Consider the following 14,204-nt stretch of genomic DNA (forward strand, 5'->3'; position numbering starts at 1 on the left):
TGTTCTGCAGCACCCTGCAACGTTTTGAGTGCTCCGAGAAGTCCCCCCATCATCTCAAGCGCTTTGAAGAACCTACGGAGCGTCCTAATCCCGCCACTCCCACCGCCGCCACCACGAACGCCCCCCGGTAGCCCACCCCCTCGATCAGCCAGCCGAACAGCAGGCTGCCGGCGCATTGGCCGAGGAAGAGGGCCATGACGAAGCCGGAGACGGAGGTGGCGCGGGCTTCGGGCAGGGCCTCGGTGGCGCGGGCCTGGAGGACGCCGTGGAGCATGAAGAAGCTCAGGCCCATGGCGACCTGGGTGGCGGCGACGAGCCACCAGCCGGGGGCGGCGGCCCAGGTCAGGAAGCCGGCGCCGAGGCTGAGGCCGCCGTAGAGCATCAGGCGGGCCTCCCCCAGCCAGGCGGACATGCGGCGGGCGATGCGGGTCCAGGCGAGGGAGCCCAGGCCGAAGGCGGCGACGACGAGACCGGCGGTGGCGGGGGTGAGGTGGAAGACCTCGATCAGGTAGGCGCCGGCGTAGGGGAAGGCGCCGCCGAAGAGCAGGAGGCCGTCCACGAAGGCGGCGATCATCAGGCGTCGGGCGGCGGGGTTGCGGGCCAGGAGGAGGTAGGCGGCGAGGCTGCCGCCGGCGGTGGCGGGCTCGCTGGGCGGGGCGGTCCAGGCCTCCCGGCCCAGGCGGGTGGCGATGAGGGTGGCGGCGCAGAGGGTGAAGGCGCCGAGGCCCAGGAAGGCGGCGCGCCAGCCCAGGGCCTCCGCGACGGCGCCGGAGACGGGGCCGGCGAGGAGGTGGGCGATGACCATGCCGGTCAGCAGGCGGCCGATGGTGGCGACGCGCTGGTCGTAGGGGACGGTGTCTCCGATCCAGGCGAGGGCGAGGGGGAAGACGGCGCCGGCGAAGAGGCCGGTGACGATTCGGATGGCCGTCATGGTGGTGAGGCCGAGGGCGAGGGTCGTGGTGAGGGTGAGGGCTCCGTAGGCGAGCATGGCGACGGTCATGACGCGGAGCTTGCCGAGGCGGTCCCCGAGCGGGCCGACGAGGACCTGGCCGGCGCCGTAGGTGAGGGCGTAGCCGGCGATGACGGGGGCGACGCCGCCGGTGGTGGTGCCGAATTCGCGGGCGAGGGTGGGGAGGAGCGGGTCCAGCAGGCGGGCGCCCCAGCCGATGGTGAGGACGGCGGCCATGAGGAAGATGATGGGCAACGGGGCGTCCTGGCTGTGGGGCTGGTGTGGTGCCCCGGGTGAAGGCTCTGCCTTCCCCCGGACCCCAATCCGCCAAGGGACTAGTCCCTTGGGACCCATTTTATGCCTTCGGCGGGGAGGGTCCCAAGGGGCCCTTCCCGCCGAAGGCGTCTAAGCGGGGTCGAGGGGACAAGTCCCCTCGCGGATAGGGGGTCTGGGGGAAAGGCGGCGCCTTTCACCCAGGACGGCGCGACACCAGCCGACGCCAGACCGCCAGGACCGCGTCGTAGGGGATGGCGGGGGCTTCGCGGAGGCGCCAGCGCCATTCGGCGAAGCCCGGGCCGGGCTGGGCGGGGAGGCCGGGGCGGGCCTTCAGGCCGGCGAGGCGGAGCAGCATCACGCAGCGGGGGAGGTGGTAGCGGGAGGAGACGGCGAGGACGTCTCCGGCATGGCCGCGGAGGAGGGCGGCGGTGGCCCAGGCGGAGGAGAGGGTGTCGGCGCCGGTCGGTTCTTCCCGGATGGATTCGGCGGGGATGCCGGCTTCGCGGAGGAGGGCGGCCATGACGAGGGATTCGCGGGGGCCGTGGCGGCCCTGGGCACCGGTGGGGATGTAGAGGGGGTTTTGCAGGGGGGCGCCGGTCCGGACGGCGGCGGCGACGCGGCGGCGGAGGGTGTCGCTCGGCAGGCCGTCGCGGCGAACGGCGGCGCCGAAGATGACGATGGCGGGGCGGGGGGCGGTCGTCACCGGGCGGGGGCGGCGAGGAGCATGCGGTTGAGGGATTCGAGGGTCTGGCGGAGGGCGGTCATGTCGCGGGCGACGGCGGCGGGGGCGGCGCCGCCGGCTTCGACGGCGCGGGCGATCTCGGCCTGGGTCTTCTTGCCGTCGAGCTGGGCGAGGATGGCGGCGGCGAGGCGGGGGATGGGGAGGGTCAGGCGCAGGCCGTCATAGGTGACGGGGAGGGTGTCGCGGGCGCTGCGGGCGAGGGTGGGGCCGTCGAGCTCGCGGAGGACAGGGACGGCGTCGGGGTTGGTCCAATCGGCGGTGGCGGGGGGGTCTTCGGCGCGCTGCAGGTAGGCGATGTGGATGCCCATGTTGCCGGCCAGGGCCTCGGCGAGGGCGGCGCGGGTGATGGGGTCCATCGTCGCGGTGCGGGCGCGGAGGCGGGGATCGGGGAGGAGGGGATCGGGGTCGTAGCGGACCGGCTCGACGAGGCAGGCGATGCGGAGGCCGGCGCCCTCGACCAGGGATGCCAGCTGGGGGACGGTGAAGGCGACGTCGCGGGGGTTGAGGAGCAGGTCGTAGAGGCCGGAATCGCCGCCGCCCTGCGGGAGGGGGAGGTGGTCGGTGATCCAGGGGTTCTTCCTGAGCCAGGCGGTCTCGGGCAGGTGGCGCATGGCGCGCTTGGCGAGGTCCACGCGGGCGGCGGGGGCTTCGTCGGGCGGGGCGAGGAGGCGGAGGGCGTCCTGGAGCATGTAGACGCCGGTGCGGCCGTGGGGGGCGTAGACCATGATGCCCATGCCGCCGCCGGGCTCGAGGGAGGCGGCGAGGCCCTTCAGGCCGGCGGCGGGGTCGGGCAGGTGGTGCAGGACGCCGCAGCAGTCGATGTAGTCGAAGCGGCCGAGGGCGGGGTCGGGGAGGTCGAGGATCGAGCCCTCGACGAAGCGGAGGTTGGTGAGGTGGCGGGCGGCGGCGCGCTTCTCGGCGACCGCGCGGGCGGCCGAGGAGCGGTCGAGCCAGGTGACGTCGCCGGGGCGGGCGCGCCAGGCCATCTGCTGGGCGAGCATGATCGCGCCGTCGCCGGTGCCGCCGCCGGCGATGAGGGCGCGGAGGGGGCGGGAGGCGGGGCGGCGGGCGCCGAAGACCCAGTGGTCCACTTCAAGGAGGTGGGAGGGGCTGCCGACGACGAGGCGCTTCGCCTCGTCCCGCGGGTCGCGGGCGGGGTAGGGCAGCGCCTCGTACTGGGCGGCGAGTTGGGCGTCGGTCCGGTCCGGCATGGGCGGGGAATAGACGGGATCGGGGCGGGCTGGAATTCGGGTGGTTGGGGCGTGGCCGTTCCAGGGCCGGGGCTGGGCCAGAGGCAGGGGGCGGGCGCCGCACGACGCATGCGACAGCATTCCGCGCCGGGAACGGACGACCCTCTGGCAGGATGGGGGGCCTGTTGACGTTCAGGGTATCCCCACCATGCGCCGCCGACCGTTCCTCCTGCTCTCCACCCTTGCCCTCGCCTCGGGGGGGCTGGCCTTCGGCGCCGGGGCGCAGACCCGGCTGGAGGTGGAGGCACGGCCGGTCGCGGTGATCGTCTATCCCGATCAGGCGGCGGTGACGCGGCGCGGGGTCGTGGAGCTGCCGGCCGGGGACCGCGTGCTGATCCTGCGGGACGTGCCGGCCGGCATCCTGCCGGACAGCGTGAATGCGCGGGGACAGGGGGCGGGAGCGGTCGCGATCGGCTCGGTGGACCTGCGACCGCGGGTGGAAGGCGCGCCGGATGCGGGGCCGCGCGGGAACGATCTGCGGCGGCGCATCCGGGAGACGGAGGACGCGATCGCGGAGCTGGATATCCGGCTGGCCGCCTTCGGCGCGGAGCAGTCCTTCGTGGAGCGGCTGGCGGGGGCCGCCGCGGAGGCCCGGCCTGCTCCGGCCGGGACCGCGCCGGCGCAGCGGCTGGCCGACAACCCCGGCGGTTGGGCGGAGGCCCGCACGGCGGTGCGGGAGGGACTCGCGGCCGCGGCGGAGGGCGCCCGGCGCATCCGGCTGGAGAAGCGGCCGCTGGAGGAGCGGCTGGCGGCGTTGCAGGCGGAGCTGCGCGCGGCGACGCCGGCTCCGCCGCGCCCGGGACAGCCGGTGGCGCAGGAGATCGCGGTGGCCGTGTCCGCCGCGGCCCCGACCCGGTTCGAGATCGGGGTGACGTATCAGGTGCGCGGCGCCGGGTGGCGCCTGGTCTATGAGGCGCGGCTGGACAGCGGCGCGGGGCGGCTGGAGCTGCGGCAGGAGGCGGCGATCCGGCAATCCACCGGGGAGGACTGGGCGGGCGTGTCGCTGACGCTGTCCACGGCGCGGCCCTCGGCCGGGGTGCAGCCGCCGGCGTTGCAGCCCTGGCGGATCGCCTTGCAGTCGGTGGCACCGGCGACGCCGCGCGGGGATGCGGCGTATCGGGGGGCGGCCGGCATGTTGCCGCCCCCCGCGCCCGCGCCCTCGTCGGCGCCCATCACCATGGCTCCCCCGGAACAGCCCGCTACCCCGCCGCCGGTGGAGGCGACGCGGGCCGGGGCCACGATCGCCGCCGCCGGGCTGTCCGTGCAGTACGTGATTCCCGGGACCGCCGACCTGCGGGCGGACGGGACGGAGCGGCGGGTGCGGATCGCCGACCATCCGGTGGAGGTGCGGCTGGCCGGCCGCACGACGCCGCGGCTGGAGCCGCGGTCCTATCTGGAGGCGCGCTTCAACAGCCCGGCGCGGGAGCCGCTGCTGCCCGGCCCCGTGGCGCTGCACCTGGACGGCGCCTTCATCGGCCGGGCCGACCTGGCGCTCCTGCGGCCGGGCGAGCCGGTGACGCTGCCCTTCGGGGCCGACGACCGCGTGCGCGTGGTGTATGAGCCGCAGGAGCAAGGGCGGCGGGAGACGGGCGGCTTTCTCAGTGGCCGCCGGGTGGTCCGCAGCGCGGAGGGGCTGATGACGGTGACGAGCCAGCACACGAGGCCGATCGAGATCACGGTGCTGGATGCGGCGCCGGTTTCGGGCGACAGCGAGCTGGTCGTGGCGGTGACGGCCGATCCCACGCCGACCGCGCGCGACGTGGAGGACCGGCCCGGCGTCACGGCCTGGACCGCGACCTATGCGCCCGGGGAGGCGCGGCGCATCCGCTTCGGCTGGCAGGCCACGGCGCCGGAGGGGCGGGTGATCACGGGGCTGCCGCGCTAGGGATGCCGGACGGGGCCGTTCCCGCGCCGCGGGTTTCGCGGCGGCGCACGCCGGAGACGTCGCTCTACGACGCGGTGAAGGCCCATCTGACGGGGCTGGGCTACGAGGCGAAGGGGGAGGTCTGCGGCTGCGACATCGTCGCGGTGCGCGCGGGGGAGCCGCCCTTCCTGGTGATCACCGAACTGAAGATGGCGTTCACCCTCGACCTGGTGCTGCAGGGGGTGGACCGGCTGCGGGCGGCGGACGAGGTGTGGCTGGCCGTGCGCGCGACGCGGCGCGGGCGGGACCGGGACGGGCGGGCGCAGCGGCTGTGCCGGCTGCTCGGCTTCGGGCTGCTGGCGGTGACGCTGACGACCGGGCGGGTGGAGGTGCTGGCCGAGCCCTCTCCCTATCGTCCGCGGCCGAACCTGCACCGGCGGGAGATGATCCTGCGGGAGCACTCGCGGCGGCGCGGCGATCCGACGCGCGGCGGTTCCACCCGCGCGCCGGTCATGACGGCGTACCGGCAGGAGGCGCTGGCGATGGCCGGGGCGCTGCGCGCGGGGCCGGCGCGGCCGCGGGATCTGCGGGTGCATGCGGAGAAGGCCGCGACCATGCTGCGGCGCAACGTCTATGGCTGGTTCGTGCGGGAGGGGCGGGGGGTCTACGCGCTGACGGAGGAGGGGCGGGCCGCGCTCGACCGCTTCGCGGAGACGGCCGAGACCCTTCCGCGGCAGCCTTGAAGAAAGAGATGAGTGGGGGTCCGGGGGAGAGAATTCCTCCCCTCCCCCGGAGTCACGCGGGCGACGGTCCCAGCAACCGCTCGATATCCGCCCGCAGCTTCGCCGGCGGCGTGGCGGGGGCGTAGCGGGCGACGACCGTCCCGTCCCGGTCCACCAGGAACTTCGTGAAGTTCCACTTGATCGCCTCGGTCCCGAGGGCGCCGGGGGCGGCCTCCTTCAGGTGGCGGAAGATCGGGTGGGCGTTGGCGCCGTTCACCTCGATCTTCCCGAAGACGGGGAAGGTGACGTCGTAGGTGGTGCGGCAGAAATTCGCGATCTCCGCCGCGTCCCCGGGCTCCTGCCGGCCGAACTGGTTGCAGGGGAAGGCGAGGACCGAGAGGCCGCGGGGGCCGTATTCCCGGTGCAGGGCCTCCAGGCCCTCATACTGGGGGGTGAAGCCGCAGCGACTGGCGGTGTTCACGATCAGCAGCACCCGGCCGCGGAGGTCCGAGAGGGGGGCCTCTCCGCCGCCCGGCTTCGGCGCGGAGAGGTCGAGCAGGCCGCTCAACCCGCGGGCTCCAGGCGGAGGATGCGGCCGGCCGTCTCGTCCGTCAGGAGGTAGAGGAAGCCGTCTGGCCCGGGCAGGACGTGGCGGAAGCGGGTGCGGCCGGTGAGCATGCGCTCCTCCCCGGTGATGCGGTCGCCCTCCACGGTCAGGCGCACGAGGCCGGGCGGGCTGAGGGCGGAGAGGAAGAGGTTGCCGCGCCAGGCCGGGAAGGCTTCCCCCGTATAGAAGGAGGCGCCGGAGGGGCTGACGGCCGGGGGCCAGTGGCGCAGCGGCTCCTCGATGTTCGGGGCGCGCTGCTGGCCGGTCCCGACGGCCGAGCCGTCGTAGTTCACGCCATAGGAGACGACGGGCCAGCCGTAATTCGCGCCGGGGCGGAGGAGGTTCACCTCGTCGCCGCCGCGGGGGCCGAACTCCACCTCGAAGATGGAGCCGGTGGCAGGGTTCACCGCGAGGCCCTGCGGGTTGCGGTGGCCGTAGGAGTAGATCTCCGGCCGCGCGCCGGCCCGGCCGATGAAGGGATTGCCCTCGGCGGGGCGGCCGTCCCGTTCCAGACGGAGCACCTTGCCGCCGAGGTCGTTCAGGCGCTGGGCGCGGGGCTGCTCGATGAAGCGCTCCCCGGTGGAGAGGTAGAGCTTGCCATCCCGGCCGAAGGCGATCCGGCAGCCGTAGTGGTTGCGGCCGCGGGACTGGGCGGGGGTGGCGTCCAGCAGGGTGCGGGTGCCGGTCAGGCCGGAATCATCGGGCGCCAGGGTGGCGGAGGAGAGGCGGGTGAGGACTCCGCCCGCCGCGGCCCCGGCGGAGCAGAGGTAGATCTGGCGGGTCTGGGGGAAGTCCGGGGCGAGGGCCACGTCCAGCAGGCCGCCCTGGCCTTCGGCCACGACCTCCGGTGTGCCGGAGAGGGGGCGGGAGACGGTGCCGTCACGGCCGACGAGTCGCAGGCGGCCCGGGCGCTCCGTCACCAGGAGGCGGCCATCCGGCAGGAAGGCCGCGCCCCAGGGATGGTCCAGCCCGGTGGCGAAGGTCGCGACCCGGAAGGCCGCGCGCTCGCTCCGCACCACCTCCTGCGACGTGGCCGGGTCCGCCGCGCAGGCGGCGAGGAGCCCGGCCAGGGCGAGGAAGGCGGCGCGGGGCAGGGGCATCAGGCCTTGGCGCCGATCGCCTGGTCCACCCAGTCCCGCAGCTGGCCGCGCGGCATGGCGCCGACCTTCGTGTCCACGGGCTTGCCGTCCTTGAAGAGGATCATCGTCGGGATGCCGCGGACCGCGTACTCGTTCGGGGTCATCGGGTTCTCGTCGATGTTCACCTTCGCGACGGTCAGCTTGCCGGCATAGTCGCGGCCGATCTCGTCCAGGATGGGGCCGACCATGCGGCAGGGGCCGCACCACTCGGCCCAGAAGTCCACCAGCACGGGGCCGGAGGCGTCCAGCACGTCCGTCTTGAAGCTCTCGTCGCTGACGGCCTTGGTGTTCTCGCTCATGGCTCTCATTCCCTGCGCGCCGCCGGCTCGGGCGCGCGTCGGGGTTGTAGGTCGTGGCGCGGGGGGCAGGGGTCAAGACAGGGGCGCCGGGACAGGGGCGCCGGGCGCCATCCAGCCCCGTGACGGGCGCGGGTCTTGCGCGTTGATCGGGCAGCACAAGGTGGGGGTCGGCGCCTTGTGCCGGAGGGCGACGCGTGATTAGTGTCCGGCGATGTCCCGCAGCGCAGCGCGGCCCCGGCTCTGGCCAGGGCGGCGCGGGTCGCGGGGGCCGCCGGGCCGGGACGCGGCCGGCGGATGGTGTTGCGGCAGGTGGCCGCCCGGCGGCGCCCCGGATCGGATCCGGGCCGGCGGCGGGTCGGCGGGATCAGGACGGCGGAATGCGGCGGATCTTCTTCTCGGCGCTGATGGCGCTGGCCGGGGCGGCCTCCCTCGGGGGTGCGGCCCTGGGCCAGGGGGCGGCGCCCGCCGCCCCGGCGGGCGCGGCGACGGCCGCCCCAGCGGACGCGGTGCGGCCGGGCGAGATGCTCGGCGCCCCCCATCCCTGGGGCATCGACCTCCAGCAGGCGGGCGGCGTGCTGAAGGAGACGATCCACGACTTCAACCAGCTGATCCTGTGGATCATCATCGCGATCACGATCTTCGTGGCCGCGCTGCTGGCCTGGGTGATCTGGCGCTACGACGCGCGGCGGAACCCGAACCCGTCCCGCGTGAGCCACCACTCCCTGCTGGAGATCGCCTGGACGGTGATCCCGGTGCTGATCCTGATCGTCATCGCCATCCCGAGCTTCCGGCTGATCTACTACGCCGACCGCGCGCGGGAGGCGGACCTGACGATCAATGTGCAGGGGCGCCAGTGGTTCTGGCACTACGGCTATCCGGACAACGGCAACTTCGAGTTCGACAGCTATCCCATCGCCGACAACGAGCTGCGGCCGGGGCAGCTGCGGAACCTGTCCGTGGACAACCCGCTGGTGATCCCGGTGGGCGCGACGATCCGGGTGATGACCACGGGACACGACGTGATCCACTCCTTCTTCGTGCCGTCCCTCGGCATCCAGAAGTACACGATCCCCGGCCGGACGATGGAGGCGTGGATGCGCGCCGACCGGCCCGGCACCTTCTACGGCCAGTGCAACCAGATCTGCGGCAACAACCACTGGTTCATGCCGATCGCCGTCCGCGCCGTGCCGCGGGAGGAGTTCGACGCCTGGGTGGCCCAGGCCCGGACCCGCTTCGCCCAGGGCCAGGCCCCGGGCTGGCCGGAGCGGGACCAGCGGACGGATGTCGCGGCGATCGAAGCGCCGGCGGCGGCTATCGCGAACGAGGCGGAGGTCCGCCGGTAAGGGCGGCCTGACAGGAACAAGACCAATGGCAACCGCGGCCCACGACCATTCCCACGACGCCCACGGGGCGCATGACCACCACGACCACACGCCGGGCTTCGTGGCGCGCTGGCTGTTCAGCACGAACCACAAGGACATCGGCACCCTCTACATCATCTTCTCCATCATCGCGGCGTTCCTGGGCGTCGGCCTGTCGCTGCTGATGCGGATGGAGCTGCAGCAGCCGGGCCTTCAGTTCTTCGGCAGCGGCCAGGCCTGGAACGCCGTCGTCTCGGCCCACGGGCTGGTGATGGTGTTCTTCGTGATCATGCCGTCCCTGATCGGCGGCTTCGGCAACTGGTTCGTGCCGATCATGATCGGCGCGCCGGACATGGCCTTCCCGCGGCTGAACAACATCTCCTTCTGGCTGCTGGTGCCGGCCTTCCTGCTGCTCGGCGGCTCCATGTTCGTGGGCGAGGGCGCGGGCGCGGGCTGGACGATCTACCCGCCGCTGTCGGACAGCCAGTACCAGTCGGGCATGTCTATGGACATGGCGCTCTTCGCGCTGCACCTGGCGGGCGCGTCCTCGATCCTCGGCGCGGCGAACTTCATCACCACCATCTTCAACATGCGCGCCCCGGGCATGACGCTGCACAAGATGCCGCTCTTCGTCTGGTCGATGCTGGTGACGGCCTTCCTGCTGCTGCTGTCGGTGCCCGTGCTGGGCGGCGCGATCACCATGCTGATCACGGACCGCAACTTCGGCACCGCCTTCTTCAAGCCGGCCGGCGGTGGTGACCCCGTGCTGTTCCAGCACCTGTTCTGGTTCTTCGGGCACCCCGAGGTCTACATCATGATCCTGCCGGGCTTCGGGATCATCAGCCACGTGCTGTCCACCTTCTCCCGCAAGCCGATCTTCGGCTATCTCGGCATGGCCTACGCCATGGTCGCGATCGGGGTGGTGGGCTTCGTGGTCTGGGCGCACCACATGTTCACGTCCGGCATCGACGTGGACACGCGGGCCTACTTCATGGCCGCCACGATGATCATCGCGGTGCCCACGGGCATCAAGATCTTCTCCTGGATCGCCACCATGTGGGGCGGCAGCCTGGACTTCCGCACGCCGATGCTCTTCGCGATCGGCTTCATCTTCCTGTTCACCGTGGGCGGCGTGACCGGCGTGAAGCTGGCCAATGCCCCGGTCGACTTCATCCTGCACAACACCTATTACGTCGTGGCGCACTTCCACTACGTGCTGTCGCTGGGTGCCGTCTTCTCGATCTATGCCGGCTTCTACTACTGGATCGGCAAGATGAGCGGCTACCAGTACCCTGAGCGCCTCGGCCAGATCCACTTCTGGCTCACCTTCATCGGCGTGAACCTGACCTTCTTCCCGATGCACTTCCTCGGCGCCCAGGGCATGCCCCGGCGCTACCCGGACTATCCGGACGCCTTCGCGGGCTGGAACATGGTCGCCTCGATCGGGGCCTATATCTCGGTCGCGTCCTTCCTGCTCTTCATCTACGTGGTGGTCGTGACCTTCCTCCGGCGGGAGAAGGCGGCGGCCAACCCCTGGGGCGAGGGTGCGACGACGCTGGAGTGGCAGGTGGCTTCCCCGCCGCCCTTCCACACCTTCGACGAGCTGCCGCGCATTCGGTAACGCGCTGCGGTTCCCGGTTGCCCCGCATCGGCCGGGGCGGGTATGGACCGGCGCATGAGCGACCTGATCGAAAGGGGGGCTTCGGCCCCCCTTCCCGTTTCTGCCGACTGGTCCGAGCTTCGGGACTGGGCGGCGCTGCTGAAGCCGCGGGTGATGACCCTGGTGGTCTTCACCGGCGCGGTCGGCATGCTGGTGGCCCCGGGGCCGATCCATCCGGTGCTGGCGGCGGTCGCGATCCTCTGCATCGCGCTGGGCGCCGGGGCCGCGGGCGCCATCAACATGTGGTACGACCGGGACATCGACGCGGTGATGCGCCGCACCGCCCGGCGGCCCATCCCCGCCGGCCGCATCGCGCCCGAGGCGGCGCTGGGCTTCGGGATCGTGCTGGCGGTCTTCTCGGTGCTGCTGATGGGGCTGGCGACGAACTGGCATGCGGCCGGCTGGCTGGCCGGGTCCATCCTGTTCTACGTCCTGGTCTACACCATGTGGCTGAAGCGCCGGACGCCGCAGAACATCGTCATCGGCGGCGCGGCCGGGGCCTTCCCGCCCGTGATCGGCTGGGCGGCGGTGACGGGCGGGGTGGACGTGCTGCCGCTGATCCTCTTCGCCATCGTCTTCGTCTGGACGCCGCCGCATTTCTGGGCGCTCTCGCTCTGGGCGCACGGCGACTACCAGCGGGCGGGCGTGCCGATGCTCCCGGTGGTGGCGGGGGCGCGGGAGACGCGGCGGCAGATCCTCCTCTACACGCTGCTCCTCGCGCCGCTCGGCCTGCTGCCGAGCCTTCTCGGCCTCGCGGGCTGGATCTACGGCGCCACGGCGGTGGTCCTGGGCGCCGGGTTCCTCTTCCACGCGCATCGCGTGCTGCGGGAGGCGCAGGATGAGCGGGGCGTGAGCCTCGTCGGCGACCTGGCGGCGCGGCACGCCTTCCGCTTCTCCCTGCTCCACCTCGCCGGGCTTTTCGCCGCGCTGGCGGTGGACCACTGGGTGCTGGGTTGATGCCCGAGCCGGTGACGATGACCGAGGCGGAGCGCGACGCCTTCTACCGGCGGCGCCGCGCCCGCAACCTCGGCATGCTGGCGGTGCTGATCGTCATGGTACTGCTGTTCTACGTCATCAGCATGGTCCGGGTGAAAATGGGCTGACCCCCGTGGCGGCCTCCCCGCTCGCACGGCTTCGCCGCCTCTGCCTTTCCCTGCCCGAGGCGACGGAGAAGGAGACCTGGGAAGCCCCCACCTTCCGCGTGCGGGACAAGATCTTCGCCATGCCCCGCCGCGACGAGGCCGGTCTTTCCGTCTGGTGCAAGGCGCCGCCCGGGGCGCAGGCCGTGCTGATCGGCGCCGATCCCGCCCGCTTCTTCGCCCCGCCCTATGTCGGCCCTAAGGGCTGGATCGGCATGCGGCTCGGCGACCGGCCCGACTGGACGGAGGTGGAGGCCATCATCCGCCGGAGCTACGCCCTGACCGCGCCGAAGCGGCTGGCCGGCGGGATCGCCCCGGACCCTTGAGCAGGACGTTTGAGCACGACGCTTGAGCCCCGCGCGGAAAGCGTCCATCTCCCGCCCATGGACCCGCGCATCGCCACCCGGAACCGCCGCGTCGGCCTCGCCGCCCTCGCCACCGTCGTCGGCATGGTCGGGCTCTCCTTCGCCGCCGTGCCGCTCTACGCCATGTTCTGCCGCGTCACCGGCTACAACGGCACGGTGCAGATCGGCAGCCCGCCCGCGCCCGGTGCGGTCGCGGGGCAGGTGACGGTGCGCTTCGCCGCCAACACCCACCCCTCGCTGCCCTGGCGGTTCGAGGCGGATCAGCCCTCCATGACCCTGCACCTCGGCGAGTCCGGGGTGGCCTTCTACCGCGCGGCCAACGAGGCGAGCACGCCCGTGGAGGGCGTGGCGACCTACAACGTCACGCCGGAGGTGGTGGGCCGCTACTTCCACAAGGTGGCCTGCTTCTGCTTCGACGCGCAGACCCTGCAGCCCGGTCAGTCCGTGGACATGCCCGTCTCCTTCTGGGTGGACCCGGCCATGGCGCAGGACCCGAACACCCGCGACATCCGCACCGTCACGCTGAACTACACCTTCTTCCGCACCCTGGCCGACGCCGAGCGGGCGGGCGCGCTGGCCAGCGCGGGGCCGCATGTCGGGCGCGGGACTGTGACGCGCTGATCGCCCCCAGGTGAGGCTCCGCCTCCCCCGGACCCCCTCGGCCGGGGAGCCTGAGGCCCCCCGAACCCCCGCATCTGTCAGACGCCGCTCGACACCGGGGCTCTTGTGGGCCGTGCTCAACGGAGCCCGTTGGCCAGCGGCCATCACGTCGAGCATGGAGGTCCAGGAACCTCAGGTTCCCGGCGGTCAGGGGGCCGGGGGAAAGGCTGAGCCTTTCCCGCGCGCCACGAGCGCAACACGGGGCGCGAACCCTTGATCGCGCCCGGCGTTTGCGGGATGGATGGCGCCACGCCGAGATCAGGACGCCCGATGGCCAGCACCCCGATGTCAGACGCCGCGCAGTTGAACGCCCTGACGCGGCCGGAGCCGGACGAGCCGCCGGCGCCGCACAAGCACCCCTATCACCTCGTCGATCCCTCCCCCTGGCCGCTCCTCGGGGCCTTCTCGGGCGGAGCGCTTCTCTTCGGGATCGTGCTCTGGGCCCACAACAACATCCACTGGATGTTCGGGCTCGGCGTGCTCGGCCTGCTCGCGACCATGTTCCTGTGGTGGCGCGACGTGGTGCGGGAGTCGAAGCAGCCCGGCGTCCACACGCCGATCGTGCGGATCGGCATGCGCTATGGCATGTCGCTCTTCATCGCCTCCGAGGTGATGTTCTTCGTCGCCTTCTTCTGGGCCTATTTCCACTTCGCGCTGTATCCGGAGCATGTGTCCGGCGCCGAGCGGCACATCTGGCCGCCGGCCGGCATCCACACCTTCGATCCCTTCGGCCTGCCCTTCCTGAACACCATGATCCTGCTGCTCTCGGGCTGCACGGTGACCTGGGCGCACCATGCGCTGATCGAGGGCGACCGGAAGGGGATGCTCCAGGGTCTGGCGCTCACGGTCGGGCTCGGCATCTTCTTCACCACGCTGCAGGCGGTGGAGTACCGGGAGGCGCCCTTCGCCTTCTCCGGCGGCGGCGTCTACCCCTCCACCTTCTTCCTGGCGACCGGCTTCCACGGCTTCCACGTGATCGTCGGCACGATCTTCCTGGCGGTCTGCTGGGTTCGCGCCTGGCGCGGGGACTTCACGCCGCGCCGCCATTTCGGCTTCGAGGCGGCCGCCTGGTACTGGCACTTCGTGGACGTGGTGTGGCTCTTCCTCTTCGTCTGCATCTACGTCTGGGGCGCCGGCGTCATCGCCGAGCACTGACCGGGTTGCCCCTCCC

15 protein-coding genes are annotated in these 14,204 nt (G+C 72.6%); 9 read left to right on the top strand and 6 right to left on the bottom strand.

Going from position 1 to position 14,204, the window contains the following annotated elements; genetic code table 11:
* Positions 1-49: 49 nt before the first annotated feature.
* From ACP6CK_RS19475 to ACP6CK_RS19485, 3 genes are all read right to left on the bottom strand, one after another.
* On the bottom strand, positions 50-1,204 hold the full coding sequence (locus ACP6CK_RS19475) for an MFS transporter (protein WP_426954960.1): 1,155 nt from the start codon (positions 1,202-1,204) through the stop codon (positions 50-52).
* 214 nt (positions 1,205-1,418) lie between these two features.
* Entirely contained in the window at positions 1,419-1,928 is a 510-nt protein-coding gene (locus ACP6CK_RS19480) for a YdcF family protein (protein WP_426954961.1), read from the bottom strand.
* On the bottom strand, positions 1,925-3,178 hold the full coding sequence (locus ACP6CK_RS19485) for a class I SAM-dependent methyltransferase (protein WP_426954962.1): 1,254 nt from the start codon (positions 3,176-3,178) through the stop codon (positions 1,925-1,927). Before ACP6CK_RS19485 ends, ACP6CK_RS19480 begins: the two co-directional genes overlap by 4 nt.
* Positions 3,179-3,365: 187 nt before the next feature.
* Here ACP6CK_RS19485 and ACP6CK_RS19490 point away from each other — a divergent pair, with 187 nt between their 5' ends.
* Both ACP6CK_RS19490 and ACP6CK_RS19495 read left to right on the top strand, forming a co-directional pair.
* A complete protein-coding gene (locus tag ACP6CK_RS19490; protein ID WP_426954963.1) occupies positions 3,366-5,102 on the top strand; it encodes a mucoidy inhibitor MuiA family protein in 1,737 nt (578 codons plus the stop codon).
* Positions 5,103-5,104: 2 nt separating this feature from the next.
* Positions 5,105-5,824 (top strand): DUF2161 family putative PD-(D/E)XK-type phosphodiesterase, encoded by a 720-nt coding sequence (locus tag ACP6CK_RS19495; protein WP_426954964.1) that lies wholly within the window; start codon positions 5,105-5,107, stop codon positions 5,822-5,824.
* A gap of 52 nt (positions 5,825-5,876) precedes the next feature.
* Here ACP6CK_RS19495 and ACP6CK_RS19500 read toward each other — a convergent pair whose 3' ends face one another.
* Genes ACP6CK_RS19500 through trxA form a run of 3 tightly spaced genes read right to left on the bottom strand, consistent with a single transcriptional unit; the run spans position 5,877 to position 7,848 of the window.
* Positions 5,877-6,371: a glutathione peroxidase gene (locus tag ACP6CK_RS19500; protein WP_426954965.1), complete on the bottom strand. Its 495-nt coding sequence runs from the start codon at positions 6,369-6,371 to the stop codon at positions 5,877-5,879.
* Complete coding sequence (locus ACP6CK_RS19505; protein WP_426954966.1) at positions 6,368-7,510, bottom strand: PQQ-dependent sugar dehydrogenase; 1,143 nt, start codon at positions 7,508-7,510, stop codon at positions 6,368-6,370. Before ACP6CK_RS19505 ends, ACP6CK_RS19500 begins: the two co-directional genes overlap by 4 nt.
* A complete protein-coding gene (gene trxA, locus ACP6CK_RS19510) occupies positions 7,510-7,848 on the bottom strand; it encodes a thioredoxin TrxA (RefSeq protein ID WP_426954967.1) in 339 nt (112 codons plus the stop codon). The genes ACP6CK_RS19505 and trxA overlap by 1 nt, the downstream gene beginning before the upstream one ends.
* Positions 7,849-8,225: 377 nt before the next feature.
* Between trxA and coxB the strand changes: the two genes are divergently transcribed.
* The 7 genes from coxB (at position 8,226) to ACP6CK_RS19545 (ending at position 14,188) form a co-directional block, all read left to right on the top strand.
* Positions 8,226-9,191 carry a cytochrome c oxidase subunit II gene (coxB, locus tag ACP6CK_RS19515; protein ID WP_426954968.1) on the top strand — a complete coding sequence of 322 codons (966 nt, stop codon included), beginning with the start codon at positions 8,226-8,228 and terminating at the stop codon, positions 9,189-9,191.
* Between the two features lie 25 nt (positions 9,192-9,216).
* On the top strand, positions 9,217-10,830 hold the full coding sequence (gene ctaD / locus ACP6CK_RS19520) for a cytochrome c oxidase subunit I (protein WP_426954969.1): 1,614 nt from the start codon (positions 9,217-9,219) through the stop codon (positions 10,828-10,830).
* Between the two features lie 54 nt (positions 10,831-10,884).
* Positions 10,885-11,826 carry a heme o synthase gene (locus ACP6CK_RS19525; protein WP_426954970.1) on the top strand — a complete coding sequence of 314 codons (942 nt, stop codon included), beginning with the start codon at positions 10,885-10,887 and terminating at the stop codon, positions 11,824-11,826.
* The gene (locus ACP6CK_RS19530) at positions 11,826-11,972 is read left to right on the top strand and encodes a hypothetical protein (RefSeq protein WP_426954971.1); all 147 of its coding nucleotides are present in this window, start codon (positions 11,826-11,828) and stop codon (positions 11,970-11,972) included. Before ACP6CK_RS19525 ends, ACP6CK_RS19530 begins: the two co-directional genes overlap by 1 nt.
* A gap of 5 nt (positions 11,973-11,977) precedes the next feature.
* Complete coding sequence (locus ACP6CK_RS19535; RefSeq protein WP_426954972.1) at positions 11,978-12,334, top strand: MmcQ/YjbR family DNA-binding protein; 357 nt, start codon at positions 11,978-11,980, stop codon at positions 12,332-12,334.
* A 9-nt stretch (positions 12,335-12,343) separates the two neighbouring features.
* Positions 12,344-12,994: a cytochrome c oxidase assembly protein gene (locus ACP6CK_RS19540; protein WP_426954973.1), complete on the top strand. Its 651-nt coding sequence runs from the start codon at positions 12,344-12,346 to the stop codon at positions 12,992-12,994.
* 309 nt (positions 12,995-13,303) lie between these two features.
* Positions 13,304-14,188, top strand: a complete 885-nt coding sequence (locus ACP6CK_RS19545; RefSeq protein WP_426954974.1) for a cytochrome c oxidase subunit 3 — start codon at positions 13,304-13,306, stop codon at positions 14,186-14,188.
* The last annotated feature ends 16 nt before the right edge of the window (positions 14,189-14,204 follow it).

This window comes from Muricoccus radiodurans, assembly GCF_050154705.1.
GTDB lineage: Bacteria > Pseudomonadota > Alphaproteobacteria > Acetobacterales > Acetobacteraceae > Roseomonas > Roseomonas radiodurans.